The organism is Nocardia sp. AB354, assembly GCF_049538315.1.
Lineage (GTDB): Bacteria > Actinomycetota > Actinomycetes > Mycobacteriales > Mycobacteriaceae > Nocardia > Nocardia nova.
Genome location: NZ_JBMVFU010000027.1, coordinates 1 through 16,221, shown reverse-complemented (window position 1 = coordinate 16,221; position 16,221 = coordinate 1). Strand labels below are relative to the sequence as shown.

Annotated in this window: 16 protein-coding genes; 6 read left to right on the top strand and 10 right to left on the bottom strand. The window is 68.4% G+C overall.

Annotated elements, in window-relative coordinates:
- Position 1: 1 nt before the first annotated feature.
- Together ACPCUW_RS29200 and ACPCUW_RS29195 are read right to left on the bottom strand one after the other, a co-directional pair.
- A complete protein-coding gene (locus ACPCUW_RS29200) occupies positions 2 to 1,207 on the bottom strand; it encodes a cytochrome P450 (RefSeq protein ID WP_063014570.1) in 1,206 nt (401 codons plus the stop codon).
- A 144-nt stretch (positions 1,208 to 1,351) separates the two neighbouring features.
- On the bottom strand, positions 1,352 to 2,230 hold the full coding sequence (locus ACPCUW_RS29195) for an SDR family NAD(P)-dependent oxidoreductase (RefSeq protein ID WP_423428395.1): 879 nt from the start codon (positions 2,228 to 2,230) through the stop codon (positions 1,352 to 1,354).
- 112 nt (positions 2,231 to 2,342) lie between these two features.
- Here ACPCUW_RS29195 and ACPCUW_RS29190 point away from each other — a divergent pair, with 112 nt between their 5' ends.
- Positions 2,343 to 3,815, top strand: a complete 1,473-nt coding sequence (locus tag ACPCUW_RS29190) for an aldehyde dehydrogenase (RefSeq protein WP_423428393.1) — start codon at positions 2,343 to 2,345, stop codon at positions 3,813 to 3,815.
- A gap of 46 nt (positions 3,816 to 3,861) precedes the next feature.
- Positions 3,862 to 4,611 carry an SDR family oxidoreductase gene (locus ACPCUW_RS29185; RefSeq protein ID WP_030515733.1) on the top strand — a complete coding sequence of 250 codons (750 nt, stop codon included), beginning with the start codon at positions 3,862 to 3,864 and terminating at the stop codon, positions 4,609 to 4,611.
- A gap of 92 nt (positions 4,612 to 4,703) precedes the next feature.
- Here ACPCUW_RS29185 and ACPCUW_RS29180 read toward each other — a convergent pair whose 3' ends face one another.
- Positions 4,704 to 6,056: a cytochrome P450 gene (locus ACPCUW_RS29180; RefSeq protein WP_423428507.1), complete on the bottom strand. Its 1,353-nt coding sequence runs from the start codon at positions 6,054 to 6,056 to the stop codon at positions 4,704 to 4,706.
- A gap of 222 nt (positions 6,057 to 6,278) precedes the next feature.
- Between ACPCUW_RS29180 and ACPCUW_RS29175 the strand changes: the two genes are divergently transcribed.
- Together ACPCUW_RS29175 and ACPCUW_RS29170 are read left to right on the top strand one after the other, a co-directional pair.
- On the top strand, positions 6,279 to 7,286 hold the full coding sequence (locus ACPCUW_RS29175) for a DUF4189 domain-containing protein (RefSeq protein ID WP_423428391.1): 1,008 nt from the start codon (positions 6,279 to 6,281) through the stop codon (positions 7,284 to 7,286).
- Positions 7,287 to 7,471: 185 nt separating this feature from the next.
- Complete coding sequence (locus ACPCUW_RS29170) at positions 7,472 to 8,614, top strand: phage tail tip lysozyme (protein ID WP_423428390.1); 1,143 nt, start codon at positions 7,472 to 7,474, stop codon at positions 8,612 to 8,614.
- 54 nt (positions 8,615 to 8,668) lie between these two features.
- Here ACPCUW_RS29170 and ACPCUW_RS29165 read toward each other — a convergent pair whose 3' ends face one another.
- Complete coding sequence (locus ACPCUW_RS29165; RefSeq protein ID WP_423428389.1) at positions 8,669 to 9,088, bottom strand: pyridoxamine 5'-phosphate oxidase family protein; 420 nt, start codon at positions 9,086 to 9,088, stop codon at positions 8,669 to 8,671.
- A gap of 57 nt (positions 9,089 to 9,145) precedes the next feature.
- Positions 9,146 to 10,384 carry a cytochrome P450 gene (locus ACPCUW_RS29160; protein WP_423428388.1) on the bottom strand — a complete coding sequence of 413 codons (1,239 nt, stop codon included), beginning with the start codon at positions 10,382 to 10,384 and terminating at the stop codon, positions 9,146 to 9,148.
- A gap of 239 nt (positions 10,385 to 10,623) precedes the next feature.
- Here ACPCUW_RS29160 and ACPCUW_RS29155 point away from each other — a divergent pair, with 239 nt between their 5' ends.
- Both ACPCUW_RS29155 and ACPCUW_RS29150 read left to right on the top strand, forming a co-directional pair.
- Positions 10,624 to 11,196, top strand: a complete 573-nt coding sequence (locus ACPCUW_RS29155) for a TetR/AcrR family transcriptional regulator (RefSeq protein ID WP_423428387.1) — start codon at positions 10,624 to 10,626, stop codon at positions 11,194 to 11,196.
- Between the two features lies 1 nt (position 11,197).
- Complete coding sequence (locus tag ACPCUW_RS29150) at positions 11,198 to 12,088, top strand: PfkB family carbohydrate kinase (protein ID WP_423428385.1); 891 nt, start codon at positions 11,198 to 11,200, stop codon at positions 12,086 to 12,088.
- On the opposite strand, the gene ACPCUW_RS29145 is transcribed toward ACPCUW_RS29150, so the two are convergent.
- The 5 genes from ACPCUW_RS29145 to ACPCUW_RS29125 form a co-directional block, all read right to left on the bottom strand.
- Positions 12,069 to 12,737, bottom strand: coding sequence for a nucleoside/nucleotide kinase family protein (locus ACPCUW_RS29145; RefSeq protein ID WP_423428384.1), 669 nt, complete (start codon positions 12,735 to 12,737; stop codon positions 12,069 to 12,071). The genes ACPCUW_RS29150 and ACPCUW_RS29145 overlap by 20 nt on opposite strands.
- A 13-nt stretch (positions 12,738 to 12,750) precedes the next feature.
- Positions 12,751 to 13,395 carry a LutC/YkgG family protein gene (locus tag ACPCUW_RS29140; RefSeq protein WP_423428383.1) on the bottom strand — a complete coding sequence of 215 codons (645 nt, stop codon included), beginning with the start codon at positions 13,393 to 13,395 and terminating at the stop codon, positions 12,751 to 12,753.
- Complete coding sequence (locus ACPCUW_RS29135) at positions 13,392 to 14,879, bottom strand: lactate utilization protein B (RefSeq protein WP_423428381.1); 1,488 nt, start codon at positions 14,877 to 14,879, stop codon at positions 13,392 to 13,394. The genes ACPCUW_RS29140 and ACPCUW_RS29135 overlap by 4 nt, the downstream gene beginning before the upstream one ends.
- Entirely contained in the window at positions 14,876 to 15,658 is a 783-nt protein-coding gene (locus ACPCUW_RS29130) for a (Fe-S)-binding protein (RefSeq protein ID WP_063014448.1), read from the bottom strand. Before ACPCUW_RS29130 ends, ACPCUW_RS29135 begins: the two co-directional genes overlap by 4 nt.
- Before the next feature lie 166 nt (positions 15,659 to 15,824).
- Positions 15,825 to 16,220: a DUF779 domain-containing protein gene (locus tag ACPCUW_RS29125; protein WP_063014446.1), complete on the bottom strand. Its 396-nt coding sequence runs from the start codon at positions 16,218 to 16,220 to the stop codon at positions 15,825 to 15,827.
- Between the last annotated feature and the right edge of the window lies 1 nt (position 16,221).

Here is a 16,221-nt window from a genome sequence, read left to right as displayed (position 1 = left end):
ACTATGAAACCTCCACGGTGACAGGGAGTTTCGCGAACCCCCGGACATTGGTAGAATGCACCCGCTCCATGGCGGACTCGTCGATCGAGTACTCCCGGACGCGGGAGGCGAACTCGCGCAGGGCGACAACCGTCTCCAGCCGGGCCAGATGCGCGCCCAGGCAGAAGTGCACGCCGCCGCCGAAACTGGCCAGCGCGCTCTTGTCGGTGCGTTCGATGTCGTAGCGATCGCCGTCGGTGAAGACCGCGTCGTCGCGATTGGCGGAGCCGATGAGCAACACCACCTTCGAACCGGCGGGGATCACCCCGTGTTCGAACGGCACATCGACGACCGAGGAGCGCGCCACCATCTGACTCGAATTGTCGTAGCGCAGCGTCTCCTCGACCCAGTCCGGCACCAGGTCGCCGTCGGCGACGACCTTGGCGAACTGTTCGGGGTTGCGGCCGGCCCAGTACAGCGCGTTGCCGAGCAGTTTGGTGGTGGTCTCGTTTCCGGCCACAACCATGAGGAACATGAAGCCGATGATCTCGTCGTCGGTGAGTTTGTCACCGTCGATCTCCGCGTCGAGCAGCGCCGAGGTCAGGTCCTCGGTGCGGCTGCGGCGGCGCTGGGCGACCATGTCGGAGTAGTAGACGACCAGATTCAGCGAGGCCTCGATGGCCGCCTCCGGCACGTCGAGCACACCCTCCTCGCGGTGCACCACCAGGTCGGCCATCCGGCGGATCTCGGCGCGATCGGGTTCGGGCACGCCCATCATGTCGGAGATGACGTCCATGGGCAGCTTGCCCGCGAAATCCTCGATCCAGTCGAAACTGCCCTGCTCGAGCGCGGGTTCCAGGTGCTGCAACGTCAGTTCCCGGATCCGATCGCCCATACCGGCGATCCGGCGCGGCGTGAAGCCCTTGTTGACCAGCTGGCGCATGCGCAGGTGGCGCGGATCGTCCATGGCGAGAAAAGACATGGTCTTGTGCGCGTGCGGGCCCCACGCGGCCGGGTCCAGGGAGACGCCGTTGGCACTGGACAGGCGGGTGGCGTCGCGGAATGCGGCCGTCACGTCGGCGTGGCGCGACAGCGCCCAGAAGTCCAGGTCCGGGTTGTAGTACAGCGGCGCCTCCGTGCGCAGCCGCCGATACACCGGATACGGATCCTCGTGGAAGCGGTAGTCGTAGGGATCGAACACGACCGGTTGCGCAGACGCCACAGTCATCACACCCACCTCTCGAAATATAACGCGTTCACATGAAGCCTCATCCGCACACCGCCAACCGAGACACAGGACTGGACATGTGTCTGGACGCTACCACCGGACCGGAATCCGGACAATGGGCGAGCCCGAGCTCCACCATCGGCTTCACGATCCCTCGCCGAACAGCGGCCGCAGCTCGGCCACCGACCACGGCGGAGTTTCCGCATGGTCGCGATAACCGATCGACTCGAGCTTCGGCCGGGCGAAGCGACCGACGAATCCGCCTGCCGCAACGAAGATCTCGCCCGTCGCGGTGGCGAGATCGGAGGCGAGATAGACATACAGCGCGGCCGCGTAATCGGGCGGCGGCGCGTCCAGCGACGACTGCGCGGTGAACTCGTCGAGCAGCCCCCGCTCGCGCAGCTCGGCGATCTTCGCCTCGTATTCCGGTCCGGTGGACAGTCGCGTCCTGGCCCCCGGGCAGATGGCGTTCACCCGGATACCATGCTCTTTCAGCTCCGCGGCCATGGCCAGCGTCAGGCTCGCGACCGCGCCTTTTCCGGCCGGATAGCCGGTGCCGCCGTAGTCGCCGAGATAGGCGAACGAGCCGGTGTTGACGATCGAGCCGGCGCCGCGGGCCACCATCAGCGGCGCCACCGCGCGGCAGGTGTTGAACACCGTGGTCAGGTGGGAATCGAGCTGGGCTCGCCAGTCCGCGGTGGAGATATCGAGGATCGAGGAGTGCGCGGGTTCGGCGATGCCGGCACAGTTGACGAGAACATCGACGGCACCGAAACTTTCGACGCACCGGCTCACCAGCGCGTCCGCGATCGTTTCGTCCGCGGCCGAGCCCGCGACCGCGACGGCGCGACCGCCCGGCGCGCGAATGTCGTCCACCACCGCGGCCACCGCCGCCTCGCTCCGGGAATTGACCACCACCCCCGCGCCCTGGCGCGCCAGTTCGACGGCGACGGCCCGGCCGATGCCGCTGCCGCCACCCACCACGATCGCCGCCTTACCGGCCACCGCCGCATCTCCGGTCATTGCCGGTACCGCCTCTCGCCGACTCGATCAGTCTGCAACACGTTCTTGTATTCACAGCTCCGTCCAAACTATATTCCGTACAGGTGTCCAGACAGCCCTATCGGAGAGGCGAATGACGAAACTGCTCCCCCCAGGCGAGGGATCCCGGCTTCTGATCGACGGCAAACTGGTCGCCGGCGGCGCGGGGGTGTTCGCGACGGTCAATCCGGCGACCGAGGAGATCCTCGGCCAGGCCGCCAATGCCGACGCCGCCGATATGGACGCGGCCATCGCCGCCGCCCGCGCGGCCTTCGACAACACCGAGTGGTCGCGCGATCACGCGTTCCGCGCCCGGTGCCTGCGGCAACTGCGCGACGCGCTGCGCGACAACATCGAGGAACTGCGCGAGATCACCATCGCCGAGGTGGGCGCCCCGCGCATGCTCACCAGCGGCCCACAACTGGAGGGCCCGATCGGCGACCTCGGCTATTTCGCCGACCTGGCCGAAAGTTACGAGTGGGTCAGCGATCTCGGCGTCGCGAAGCCGATGGGAATCCCGACGGCGCGCACGCTGCGCCGGGAGCCGATCGGCGTGGTCGGCGCCATCACGCCGTGGAATTTCCCGCATCAGATCAACTTCGCCAAACTCGGCCCCGCCCTGGCCGCCGGATGCACCGTGGTACTCAAACCGGCTCCCGACACCCCGTGGGTCGCCGCGCTGGTCGGCACGGTGATCGCCGAACACACCGACATTCCGGCCGGCGTGATCAATATCGTCACCTCCGACGACCATCAGCTCGGCGCCCAGCTGGTCACCGATCCGCGGGTGGACATGATCTCGTTCACCGGATCGACGCAGACGGGCCGGACCATCATGGCCGGTGCGGCGCAGAGCCTGAAGAAGGTCTTTCTCGAACTCGGCGGGAAGTCGGCCTTCATCGTTCTGGACGACACCGATGTGGCCGCCGCGGCGAGCTACGCGGGGTTCACCGTCTGCGTCCACGCCGGCCAGGGTTGCGCGCTCACCACTCGCCTGCTGGTTCCGCGCGAGCAGTACGACACGGCGGTCGCCGCGGCGGCGAAGTCGATGGGCGGCATCGTCCCGGGTGATCCGAACGAGCCGGGCACCGTCTGCGGGCCGGTCATCTCGGCGCGGCAGCGCGACCGCGTGCGGCGCTACATCGATATCGCACGCGCCGAGGGCGGCACCATCGTCACCGGCGGGGGCAGTCCCGATCGCGACCGTGGGTTCTTCATCGAACCCACCCTGATCAGCGGAGTGTCCAACACCTCGACCGTGGCGCAGGAGGAGGTCTTCGGCCCGGTGCTGGTGGTGATCCCGCACGACGGCGACGACGACGCCATCCGGCTGGCCAACGAATCGCCCTACGGGCTCTCGGGCGAGGTGTGGGGCACCGACCAGGCGCGAATCGACCACGTGGTCAACGGTGTCCGGACCGGAACCCTGGGCGTCAACGGCGGTATCTGGTACAGCGCCGACGCTCCGTTCGGCGGCTACAAACAGTCCGGCATCGGCCGCGAACTCGGTGTCGCCGGATTCGAGGAGTACCTCGAAACCAAGCTCGTCGCCACCGCGCAGAAATAGACAGCACGCGACCTCGTCGCGAATTATCGACAGGAGAAGACAACTCATGGCTCGTTTCACCGATCGCGTCGCGATCGTCACCGGCGCGGCCCAGGGCATCGGCGCCGAATACGCGAGGGCACTGGCCGGCGAGGGCGCCACCGTCGTCGTCGCGGATCTCAACGAGGACAAGGGAAAACAGGTCGCTGAGGAGATCAGCAGCGGCGGCGCCACCGCGGTCTTCCATCCGGTCGATGTCTCCGATCCCGAATCGGTCACCACCCTGGCCGACTACACGCAGAACGAGTTCGGCGCGATCAACCATCTGGTCAACAACGCCGCCATCTACGGCGGGATGAAGTTGGACCTGCTGCTGACGGTGCCGTGGGACTACTACAAGAAGTTCATGAGCGTGAATCTCGACGGCGCGCTGAACATGACCCGCGCGGTGTGGCAGCACATGTCGAAGGGCGGCGGCGGGTCCATCGTGAACCAGTCCTCCACCGCCGCATGGGTGTATTCGAACTTCTACGGCCTCGCCAAGGCGGGGGTCAACAGCCTCACCCAGCAGCTGGCGGTCGAACTCGGCGGATCCAACATCCGCATCAACGCCATCGCGCCGGGACCGATCAACACCGAGGCGACGCAGACCGTCACCCCGGGCTCGATCGTGAACGACATGGTGAATCGCCTGCCGCTCAAGCGGATCGGCACCCCGCAGGATCTGGTGGGGGCATGCCTGTATCTCCTGTCCGACGACGCGGCGTGGGTCACCGGGCACATCCTCAACGTGGACGGCGGGCAGATCATCCGGTAGCGCGCGACGCCCGTCCCCGCGACGGGCGTGCCAGCGGGCCGGTGGCAGCGGTCCGTGCGGTGAACCGGGCCGGGCCGCTTCACCTTTCGCGATCAGAGGTCGGCGGTGCCGCGACGGACGGTGACCGGCTCGGCCAGGCGCTTCTCATCGCAGACCTGCTGCAGGGTCTCCAGGGTTTCGTCGAGTCCGGGGCCCAGCCGCGGGCCGGGTGTGAACGTGGCGGGCAGATGGCGCATGCCCTGGATCACGCCGATCGTGTCGTAGTGCACCGCGCCGCCGGGATCGCACCGGAAATCCGGCAGCCGATCGAGCACCGCGACCAGCATGCGCTTGAACACCGTGCGCGCCACATTGGAACCGATGCAGCGGTGGACGCCCAGACCGAAGCTGAAGTGGCGGTTGCCCTTCCGATCCAGGTCGACGGTGTTCGGGTCCGGGAACAGTTCCGGATCGCGGTTGGCCATCGCCCACGACAGCCACAGCCGCTCCCCTTCCTCGAGCCGGATACCCGCGTATTCGCAGTCCGCGGCGATGGTGCGGCCGTCACCGGGTGCGGGAGTGAAGTACCGGAGGAATTCCTCGGTCGCCGAGTTCAGCAGCAACTCGCGTTCGGCGCTGAGGATCTCCCGCTGATCCGGATGCTCCGAGAGCCATTCCAGCGCATGGGCCGTCAGCGCGGTGGTGGTGTCGAAGCCGCCACCGATCAGCAGGCCCAGCATGCCCAGGATTTCGATATCCGGCGGCGCGGCGCCGTCGATCTCCAGACGCGTCAGCGCCTCGATGATTCCCGGACGCGGATTCTCGCGCACCTGCGTGAGGTTGATCAGCAGATCCAGGCCCATCGCCTCGTGCTGACGCCGAACCCGTTCGATATCGGGCGAATTCGGTGGGGTGTACACCGAGGCGTGCGCGGGTTCGCAGTACAACTGCCATTTGCGCAGCGGGATGCCCAGCATCGCCAGGGTGAGGACGGCCGGCACGATATTGGCCAGGTCGTCGACGAAATCGATACGGCCGCTCTCGATCCGATCGTCGAGACTCGCCCGGACCACCTCGTCGACGAACGGCACCCAGCGCTGCACCGCGGCCGGCGACAGATACGGATTGAGCGCCTGACGCCACAGCCGCTGCTCCGGCGGATCCATTTCGAGGATGCCGTTGCGGATGACATTCCCGGTCTCGGGAAACGGAATGGTGATGCCGCGGTAGCCGCGGCGCTCCCCGTTCGGATCGTGGTCGCTCGACACGTGTTCCGAGCGCGCGAGGCTGAACACCTCGCGGCTGCCGGCCGCCACCCAGTGCCCGCCGTAGGTCGGCGACCACGCGAGCGGACACTGCCGGTGCATCTCGGTGGTGATCGCGTCGAAATTGTCGCGGTACTGCGGCGCATGCCGATCGAAGTCGTAGCGCGGCTGTCTGTGGTCGTCGGCGTGCACGGTCACGATGCTGTCCTCTCGGGCGTCCCCGGTCTCAGGCTCCAAGCACACAGAATACGGCGAACGGCAATATTGCTCTCCGAATTTGAGAATGCTATTTCAGGCAATATCGACGTCATAGGTATGCGCTACAGTGGCTCGCCGATACGATTCACAGCACGGACGGGGGCACGGTCGATGTCGACACCGACCACGACACAGCGCATTTCGACGAGCCGGGCGCGGTAGGCGATGGCCACCGACGATCGTTCGGATTCCCCGCAGCAGCCGCCGTCCGGCGAACCGGGCCCACCCCCGGCGCCGCCGACCCGGGCCTACCCCGGCGGCGTGCCGGATCCGGGCGCACAGCCCGGCGGGCCCGGCCCGCAGCAACCGGCTCCGCCGACCCAGGCCTATCCGGGACAGCCCGCCCCGCCGACACAGGCCTACCCCGGGCAGCCGGCGCCGACGACCCAGGCCTATCCCGGCGGGCAACCGGGGCCGCCGCCCGGTTCCCAGGATCCCACCGTGCATGCGGGACAGGGATATCCCGCCGGCGTGCCGTATCCCGGGGACCCGAATCAGCCCCCGATGTACGGGCAGGCATATCCGCCGGGCGGCTACCCCGAAGGCGGATATCCGGGCGCGCAACCGTATCCGCAGCCGTATCCCGACCCGCAGTACGGGGGCGCGCAGCCCTACCTCTATCCGGGTGCGCCGCAACCCAATTCGGGTGGCGGCAAGGTGCTGGCGATCGTCGCGGCAGTGGTCGTGGCGGTCCTGGTCCTGGGCGCGGTCGTCGCGGTGATCGTGGTGCACAACCACAACAAGAACAGCGACGCCGATGCGGCCGCCGACCGGTCGACGAGCGCCGGCCCCTCGCCGACGTATTCGACCTCGACCGCGCCCACGACCCGCGAGACCACCCGCAACGCTCCCCCGCCGCCTCCGCCGACCCCGGCCGACGTCTGGATCGCCGCGGGCTACGACGTCGATACCGGCAAGGTGACCTGGGCGCGCAGCACGGTCAGCTCCGACGACGCCACCAACCAGGTCCAAACCCGTTGCCCCGGTTGCGCACAGCCGGCCGCGTGGGCGCGCAACGCGTGCGTGGCGGTGGTCGTCGGCCAGAACAACGGCTGGGCCTCCACCTGGGGCACCACCGCCGAAGAGGCCGAATCCAAGGCCATCAGCAGCGCACAGGACAACTACGGGGTGTCGGGACCGTTCAATAAATGGTCGAAATGCGCGACGGAGTGATCGCTCCCTGACGGTCGCTTCCCAGCAAGGGGAGCAGTCACGCGCAGTGTCGGACTTATGCTTCCGGCAGTGCTGTCGGCCCGGACACGAGTCGTGTCCGGCGACGGTGACGCACATGAACCGGCGTGCGGCGGAAGGCGGATCATGGTCATCCCAGGCGTGTCCGCGGTGAAAGCGAGGCAGCGATGAGCCCCGATGGCACCATACGACTGGGCGACCTGCACAAACTTCCCGCCTATGCACCAGAGGGTTTGATAGCGTTCTTCGATGCCGCCGAGGCGGTTATTCAGGAACAGGTCCGCACGCTCGGATCGGGCCACCCGTCGGAAGCGCCCGACTTACGCGACAGACTCCGTGGCCAGGGTGTATCCAATCCCGAGGACAAATCGGAGATGGTCGATAAGTACGGCAGTCACAAGAAACAGCTGAGCAACGCCGTATCCAATATCGAGCGAGACGACCACGGCGTCGTGAAACACACCGCCGGAATCGGCAAGGCTGTAACAGACGCTTATTCGGGCGTGGATACCGCAGTGCGGGAACTGAATACGAAGATCGACGCCTCTTGGAACGTGAAGCCGGAGACCTGGAAAGACGACAATGGCAGAGAGCACAAGAGACTACCGAAAGCCATCGTCGACGGCTTGTTCAAGGCCATGTGGGAAACCCTGAGTACGACCTTCGACAAGGTCCACGGCGTCTCGGATCAGGCGGCGGCCGCGGCACTGAAGATAAAGGGCGGCGCCCCGCCGTCCTCCACCGGCAATCCGATACCGGCTGTATCGACCGGTTCGAGTCCCTCCGCGGGAGCCACTCCGGCGGGATACAACGGAAGCACTCCGTGGAGCGGCCAGTCGGGATCCATGGGCACCGCGATCATTCCGACCACGGAAAAGCCCACCGCGATGGCGATGATGAAGTACCTCATCGATACCTACCACTTCACACCGGCGCAGGCCGCCGGCATCGTCGCCAACGCGAAATTCGAGTCGGGATTCGACGTTTCGGCCACCGGCGACAACGGATCGGCAAAGGGCCTGTTCCAGTGGCGTTTCAACCGGCTTTCCGGCCTCCAGGCCTTCGCGCAGAGGCCCGGTGAGAATATCGGCGACTGGCATACCCATCTGGATTACATGGTTCAGGAACTGCGCGGTGGCGACTATCAGCAGGCGAACAATGCCGTCACCGCGAACCCCAACGACGCCCGGACCGTGGCCGAGGCCTTCGACAGGTACTACGAGAAGAGCGCGGGCCTTTCGACCAACGACCGGCGCAATTACGCGGCAGGGCTGCTCGAGGAGTACAACAAGTCGGCGCTCGCCGTGTGAGTGCGGCGGCGGGGCGCGGCCGAGGCGCGATCACTGCTCCCTGCGTTCGGCGCGCTACTCCTTCGAGTAGTCGGTGCTCAGCCACCGTTCGGGCCGCATCCGGATCACCACCGAGTTCGGGCCGAGGTTCTGCTCGGCGAATGCGGCCCCCTCCTCGGGTCCCAGATAGCGCACCGCGATCGCGCGGACCACCTCGGGCGACGCCGCGTCGATCGCGGTGACCGAGCCCTCGGCGGTGACATACCGGTACGGCGGCTGTTCCACCTGCGCGGTGATCGAGAACCGCCCGGCGGCCCGGATCAACCGCTCCTTCAGCGTCCCGGCGTCGGTCCACAGTACGACCTCCCCGCCGGGCTCGTACCCGTACCAGATCGGCACCGCCAGCGGCGCCCGATCGGGCCGCTCGACGGCGATCACCCCCACGTGCAATTCGGCGAGGAACTTCTCACGCTCGGTACGGGTCATGGTCGGCATCGACGGTCCTTTCGCGAGTCGGGTCTGTGTTCGCGACAACCCGTCGCGACGGGTGTCCTATTCCGCACCGCGAATGAGCAGCGGCAGGGTGGTGTGGCGGCGCACGAGAATGCTCGGGGTCCACCGCGGCGGTGCGGCGAGGCGGATGTCGGTGCTGCGGTCGAGGAGGGTCGTGATCGCGGTGCGGGCTTCCAGTTTCGCCAGGGCCGAGCCGACGCAGAAATGGAGCCCGCGGCCGAAGGCGGTGTGCGACTTGATGTTCGGACGGTGCAGCTCGACAGCGGCCGGTTCCGGGAAGATCGCCGGATCGCGATTGGCCGCGCCCCACAACAGCAGGAGATGGCTTCCGGCGGGCAGGGACACCTCCCCGAGACGGGTATCGGTGGTGACGTGGCGGTAGTGGCCGCGAAACGGGGATTCGAGGCGCAGCACCTCGTCCAGGAAAGCGGAAATCAGGTGCGGTTCGGCGCGCAGCCGGTGCTGAATATCGCTGCGGGTGGCCAGAATTCGGGCCGCGGAGGCGATCAGGCCGGCGGTGGATTCGCCGCCGGCGCCGACCAGTTGAACGAGAATCAGCACCGCGACCTCCTCGGTGAGTGTGCCGGCGCGGCACGCGCGGGCCAGCGCGTCGAGCACGGTTCGTGGCGGACCGTCGGGTTCCGCCGCGCCCCGCGTCCGCCGCAGCTGTTCGGCGAGGTAGCCGGCGAGCAGTGCCGCCGACTGCACCAGTCGCGGGAGACGGTGCGCGTCCACCACGGCACCGAGCATTTCGGTGCTGTCGTAGGCCCATTCGAGCAGTTGTGGCACATCGTCGCCGGGCAGCCCGATCACTGCCGCGACGAGGGCGAGCGGCAGGCGGTCGGCCATCTCGGCGGCCCAGTCGATGCGGCCGTCGCGCACGTGTTCGGACCAGAGCCGGTCGACCAGATCCTCGGCCATCGGCGCGAGTTCCCGGATGCGCCCGGCCAGCACACTCGAGACGAGTTTGCGGTGAACGGCGTGGGACGGATCGTCGGCCGTGGCGAGAACATGCACCGCGCGACCGCCGCCGTCGAGATCGAAGGCGGTCGCAGCGGCTCCCGGATGACGCAGCAGTACCGCGGTGAGGTGGGAGGAGAACTCGGTGGTGCGGGCTGCCGCGTCGGTCACGAGATCCCACGACGACACCAGGTGAAAGCCGGTGCCGGGCACCCGGTAGACCGGCGCCTCGTCGCGCAGCCGGTCGTAGAGCGGGTACGGATCGTCGAGATGGGCGGACAGGAACAGTTCGGATCCGTCCGGCACTGTCGTGGTCATCGGTGAACTCCCTCCGGGAACGGGTGCGTTCACCGTGCGCGCGGCGGAGACGAGTGTCAATCGATGTCGCACAGTGAGACGCGGGAGACCGCCTCCGCGCGTTCGCCGACAAGCGCGAACACGTGGACCGCCGTTATCTACGCACTTCACACGCATATACCGAGGGAGGCAGACGTGAGACAATGGCGCTATATCGTCTCGTCTCGAGACGCCGCAGAGTGAAGGGATCGTATCCGGCGATGCGAACCACCGAGGTGGACTGGCTTGCGGGCGGGGTCCGGCGCACCGTCGCCCGCTCGCGCATCGAGGCGGCGGCCGCCGCCCTCTTCCTGGAACGCGGAATAGAGCGAGTGAGCATCGACGACGTGGCCGAACGCGTGGGCTGCTCCCGGGCCACCGTGTACCGGCACGTCGGCGGTAAGCCGGAACTGGTCCGGATCGTGACGGCCTCGGCGGCGCGGGATATCGCCGAACGCGTGGCGGCGACCGTGGCACCGCTGCGCGGCCCGCGGCGCGTGGTGGAGGCCGTCCTCGCCTCGCTCGCGGCGATCCGCGCCGAACCCACCCTGTCGGCGTTCGTGGCCGGTGCGGGCGCCACCGGCGACCAGGTGGTGGCCACGCCCGAACTGCGCGGCATCGCCACCACACTCACCGGAATCGCCGCGGACGACGATGCCGCACAGTGGATCGTAAGGGTGGTGTTGTCGCTGCTCACCTGGCCACTGCCCGACGCCGCCGCGGAACGCCGGATGGTGGAGCGGTTCGTCGGCCCGCTCATGATGCGTCCGGCCGGACCGGCGCGGAAGGGATGAGATGAACGTCCCCCTCTTCGTCGGTCTCACGACCGTCGACCTCGCCTACGCCGTCGACGCCTATCCGGCCGAGGACACCAAAACCCGTGCGCGCGACCAATTTCTGGGCGCCGGCGGACCGGCCGCCAATGCCGCGGTGGCGTGCGCGATACTGACCGGCGGGGCCCGGCTGCTCACCGCCGTCGGCCGGCATCCGCTCACCGCGCTGATCCGCGACGATCTGCGGTCCCACGGCGTGGAGCTCGTCGACACCACGGCGCGGCGCACCGATCCGCCGCCGATCTCGTCCATCGTGGTCGCGGCCGGCGCCGGGACGAGAACCATTGTCTCGCTGGACGGTTCGGGGATCGAGGCGCCGTTCGACCACGCATTCGCCGATCTCGCCCGGGAGGCGCCGGTGGTGCTCGTCGACGGGCATCACATCGAACTGGCCCTCGGCATCGCACGGGTGGCGCGCGACGCGGGAGTTCCGGTGGTGCTCGACGGGGGACGCTGGAAGCCCGAACACGCGCAACTGCTGCCGCTGGTCGACATCGCGATCTGCTCGGCCTCGTTCGTGCCGCCGGGCGCCGAGGACGTCTTCGACCACCTGCACCGGGTCGGGGTCCGGGCGGTGGCCGTCACTCGCGGACAGCAATCGATCCTCTACTCCGCCAACGGGATTCGGGGCGAGATCGCGGTGGGTGAGGTGGACGGCGCGGATACGCTCGGCGCCGGGGACATTCTGCACGGCGCGTTCTGCGCCTACCACTCGCGCGGCCACGACTTCGCCGACGCGCTCACCCGCGCCGCCGCGGTCGCCACCCTGTCGTGCCGGTTCTTCGGCACCCGCGCATGGGGAGACCGGCTCCGTGAGCCGCGCACCCCAAGGCTCACCGACCCTGGCGAATGAGGTAGCCGCCGCGGACCGCGCGCAACACGAGGTCGGCTCGGTCCGCGGTCCGCGCGATGAGACGGGCATTCGGCAGATCGCTGCCGGCCACCATGGCTTCTGCCCGATCCGGCGATTTACCGCCGCGCAGATGCCGGCGCAGCAGGCGCTGTTCGATGACCGCTTCCTCGGCATCGAGGTACCAGACCTCGTCGAGATATTCCCGCACCTCCCGCCATCCCGGCCGATCCAGCAGAAGGTAGTTCCCTTCCACGATCGCGACCCGTTCGCCGGTGAAGACCACCGCATCCGGGACCGGGTCGTGGCGGGCCCGATCGTAGACTGGCCACGGCACCGGCACGCCGATCGCACTGTCGCGCAGCCGCCGCAGCCGGGCGACGAACGACGCCACATCGAAGGTATCGGGCTGCCCTTTGCGGGCGAGCGCGCCGGCATCTCGCAGCAGTGCCGAGCTCAGATGGAATCCGTCCATCCCCGCCACCTCTGCGGACACTCCCGACCTCCGCACCGCATCCGCCAAACCCTGTGCCAGCGTGGACTTTCCCGCTCCCGGCGGTCCGGCGACACCGACCAGGTACCGGCGTCCGCCCGCATCATCCGCCGCGCGCACGATCCGCGCCGCCAGCTCACCCGGCCCCGTCACCTTCACGATGTTCCCGCCCTCATTCGACCAGGACGACGATCAACCGCCGGGGCCCGTGCACGCCCTGTACGCGGGTCATCTCGATATCCACGGTCGCCGACGGACCGCTGATCCAGGTGGTCGGCCGGCGCGGGTCGAGACGCGGAACAACCTCCGGCAGCGCGGATTTCACCTGCTCCGCGTGAACCACGCACACGTGACAGTCGGGCACGAGCGTGGGCGCGCGGCGGCCCTGGCCGGCGTCGCCGTCGAGCACGATCGTGCCCGATTGCGCGATCGCCGCGGCGCAGGTGGTCACGACGGCGTCGATCTCGCCCAGCTCGGGCGTGGTCAAGGGCGGGTCGTCGATCACGACCCGGTGCTCGGAGCGGTCCGCCCACAGTGCCGTCCACATGTCCGGCAGTCCGGGTGGCGTCAGCACCACACGGGCCGACGCACGCCGCAGTTCCCGATCCACGGCCGTCGCGATCCCTGCCGGCGTGGTCCGATGCACCTGCGCCCCATACCGCTGCAGTCGCTGTTCGAACAGGTCCAGGATCGCGGCGCGATCGTCGGGGTCGACGCCCGGCGCGGTCCGCAGGTAGTCACGCGGCACGGTGACCGCGTCCGCCGGTTCGCCGATGGCCTCGCGGATGCGCCGCAGAATCGTCTCGCGCGCATTCACGACCGGCCCCCGTCCTCGTTCGCGGTGTCGCGCGGCCCGGGTCCGTCGCCGTGGCGGCCGCCCTCGGTGCGCGCCCACCAGCGGCGGAACGATTCGGCCGGAATGTCGGGTACCCGCCGACTGTCGGTCCACCCGCTCAGCGGACCGGGCAGATGCCGCTTCGGGATCGTGACGCCGATGCGCGCCGCCGACCGCACGGCCGCGCCCCACAGCGCCGGATGGCTCATGACTCCCGCCATCGCGTCGAAGGCCACCCGTTCGACGCGATGTTTCACCGCCGCCTCACCCTCGGCCACCCGGTGGCGCAGGGCCAGCAGATTCCCGGTGATATCGATGCCGACCGGGCAGACGTCGTCGCAGGCCCCGCACAGCGCGGAGGCATACGGCAGCGCGGCGGTCTGCGGATCGTCGGCACCCTGCAGCAACGGGTTGAGGATGGCGCCGATCGGCCCCGGATAAACCGACCCGTAGGCCTGTCCGCCGGTGCGTTCGTAGACCGGGCAGATATTCATGCAGGCGCCACACCGAATGCAGCGCAACGCTTCCCGCCCGAGTTCGTCGCGCAGGGCGCGGGTGCGCCCGTTGTCGACCAGGACCAGGTGGAAGGCCGAGGGGCCATCCTGCGCGGTGACGCCGGTCCAGGTCGACACATACGGCGACATCCGCTCCCCGGTCGCGCTGCGGGCCAGCAACTCCAGATAGATCTCCAGGTCGCGCCAGCTCGGAATCACCTTCTCGATGCCGGCCACCGTGATCAGCGTCTCCGGCAGGGTCAGGCACATCCGCCCGTTGCCCTCCGACTCCACCATCACCACCGTTCCGGTATCGGCGACAAGGAAATTCGCGCCGGTGACGCCGACCTTCGCGCGCAGGAACTTCTCCCGCAGATGCAGCCGCGACGCATCGGCGAGCGCCTGCGGATCGTCGGTCAGATCGTCCGGCGCGGGGCGGCCGTGCTTGCCCATCTCGCGGCGGAAGATGTCGCGAATCCGGCTGCGGTTCAGGTGCAGCGACGGCACCACGATATGGGAGGGCAGATCGTCGCCCAGTTGCAGGATGATCTCGGCGAGATCGGTTTCGCGGGGGTCGATTCCGGCCGCGGCAAGCGCCTCGTCCAGCCCGATCTCCTCCGACAGCATGGATTTGGCCTTGACGATCTCGGTTTCACCGGTGGCCAGGACCAATTCGGTGACGACGGCATTGGCCTCGGCCGCGTCCGTCGCCCAATGCACCACTCCCCCGGCGCCTTCCACCGCAGCGGCCAAACGCTCCAGATAGGTGTCGAGACGGCGCAGCACATCGTCCTTGACCGCGGCGGCGGCAGTGCGCAGTTCCTCCCAGTCCGGGCGTTCGGCCACCAGGGCGTCGCGCTTGGCGCGGATGGTGCGGGTGGCACGGTGCACAGTGGCACGCAGCTGTTCGTCCGCGGTCGCGGTGCGCGCGGCCTGCGGGAACGGTGGCCAGCCCACGAAACTCTTACTCACGAGCGGGCTCCCGCGGCCACCGGCAGCCCGGGCATCGGCCCGTCGGCCTTCGTGCGCGCCAGGATTTCCACCAGATGCAGATCGCGCACCGGCGTCGCGTCGGCGGCCAGGCGCCCGCCGATATTCATCAGGCACGAATTGTCCACGGCCGTCACCACACTCGCGCCCGTCTCGCGAACGTGGGCGGCCTTGTCGGCGTTCATCGCGCCGGAGGCGGCGGCGTTCTTCACCGAGAACGTGCCACCGAATCCGCAGCATTCGTCGGCCGCGGGCAATTCGATCAGCTCCAATCCGGCCACCGCCCGCAACAATCGGTACGGCCGGTCGCCGATGCGCTGCACGCGCAGCGAATGGCAGGTCGGATGGTAGGTCACCCGATGCGGGAAATAGGCGCCCACGTCGACGACATCCAGGTCGTCGGTGAGGAATTCGGTCAGCTCCCGGATTCTGGGGAGCAGCGCCTCGGCATCGCGAGCCAGCCCGGAGTCACCGACCTGCTCGGCCACCACCCGGTAGAACTCGCGCGGCGCGGCGCCGCACGAGGCGGACGGCACGACGATCCGGTCGTAGTCACCGAACACCGAGACGAAATGCCGGGCCATTTTCGCGGTGTCGGCCCGATACCCGGTGTTGGCATGCATCTGGCCGCAACAACTCTGGGCCATCGGGAATTCGACCTCGACGCCGAGCCGGCGCAGCAAGGCCACCGCCGCCCGGCCGGTTCCCGGATACATGACGTCGTTGACGCAGGTGATGAACAATGCCGTACGCGCCGACATGCGGCCCCTCTCGTCACCGATGCCGCGGGCCGGGCACTGTTTCTGGAGCGGCACCTCGATACGGATACTCGCGAACGATCCCGGCCAGAATACGCCGCACGCACCGCGGCGAGACGGATCTGCGGGTGCGTGTGCACCCGCGGATCCGCCTCGCCGGCGGCGTCGGTCAGCTCATCGCCTCCGCCCCGGTGAGCGGCGGTGGCTCGGAATCGAGTTCGGCCACTTCGTCATCGGTGAGCAGCCGGGACCGGATCAGGAACCGCACCCCCTCGGGAGCTTCGAGCGAGAATCCGCTCCCCCGCCCGGACACCACATCGACGGTGAGAAACGTGTGCTTCCAGTACTCGTACTGATCGGCGCTCATCCAGAACGGGGTATCGGCGCCGACCCGGCCGAGCAGCACATCCGAGGCGCCCACGCGGAATTCCCCGCGCGGGAAGCACATCGGCGCGCTACCGTCGCAACAGCCACCCGACTGGTGGAACATGACCGGGCCGTGCTGTCGAATCAGGTTGTCCAGCAACGACTCCGCTGCCTCGGTCAGGTCGACGCGGGTACCCATC

Excerpts from the sequence above, each read along its gene's own strand:
- ACPCUW_RS29185 (WP_030515733.1), top strand. The coding sequence starts at position 3,862 with ATGGCTCGTTTCACCGATCGCGTCGCGATCGTCACCGGCGCGGCCCAG.
- ACPCUW_RS29170 (WP_423428390.1), top strand. The coding sequence starts at position 7,472 with ATGAGCCCCGATGGCACCATACGACTGGGCGACCTGCACAAACTTCCC.
- ACPCUW_RS29195 (WP_423428395.1), bottom strand. The coding sequence starts at position 2,230 with ATGACCGGAGATGCGGCGGTGGCCGGTAAGGCGGCGATCGTGGTGGGT.
- ACPCUW_RS29175 (WP_423428391.1), top strand. The coding sequence starts at position 6,279 with ATGGCCACCGACGATCGTTCGGATTCCCCGCAGCAGCCGCCGTCCGGC.
- ACPCUW_RS29165 (WP_423428389.1), bottom strand. The coding sequence starts at position 9,088 with ATGCCGACCATGACCCGTACCGAGCGTGAGAAGTTCCTCGCCGAATTG.
- ACPCUW_RS29125 (WP_063014446.1), bottom strand. The coding sequence starts at position 16,220 with ATGGGTACCCGCGTCGACCTGACCGAGGCAGCGGAGTCGTTGCTGGAC.
- ACPCUW_RS29200 (WP_063014570.1), bottom strand. The coding sequence starts at position 1,207 with ATGACTGTGGCGTCTGCGCAACCGGTCGTGTTCGATCCCTACGACTAC.
- ACPCUW_RS29190 (WP_423428393.1), top strand. The coding sequence starts at position 2,343 with ATGACGAAACTGCTCCCCCCAGGCGAGGGATCCCGGCTTCTGATCGAC.
- ACPCUW_RS29160 (WP_423428388.1), bottom strand. The coding sequence starts at position 10,384 with ATGACCACGACAGTGCCGGACGGATCCGAACTGTTCCTGTCCGCCCAT.
- ACPCUW_RS29155 (WP_423428387.1), top strand. The coding sequence starts at position 10,624 with ATGCGAACCACCGAGGTGGACTGGCTTGCGGGCGGGGTCCGGCGCACC.
- ACPCUW_RS29130 (WP_063014448.1), bottom strand. The coding sequence starts at position 15,658 with ATGTCGGCGCGTACGGCATTGTTCATCACCTGCGTCAACGACGTCATG.
- ACPCUW_RS29150 (WP_423428385.1), top strand. The coding sequence starts at position 11,198 with ATGAACGTCCCCCTCTTCGTCGGTCTCACGACCGTCGACCTCGCCTAC.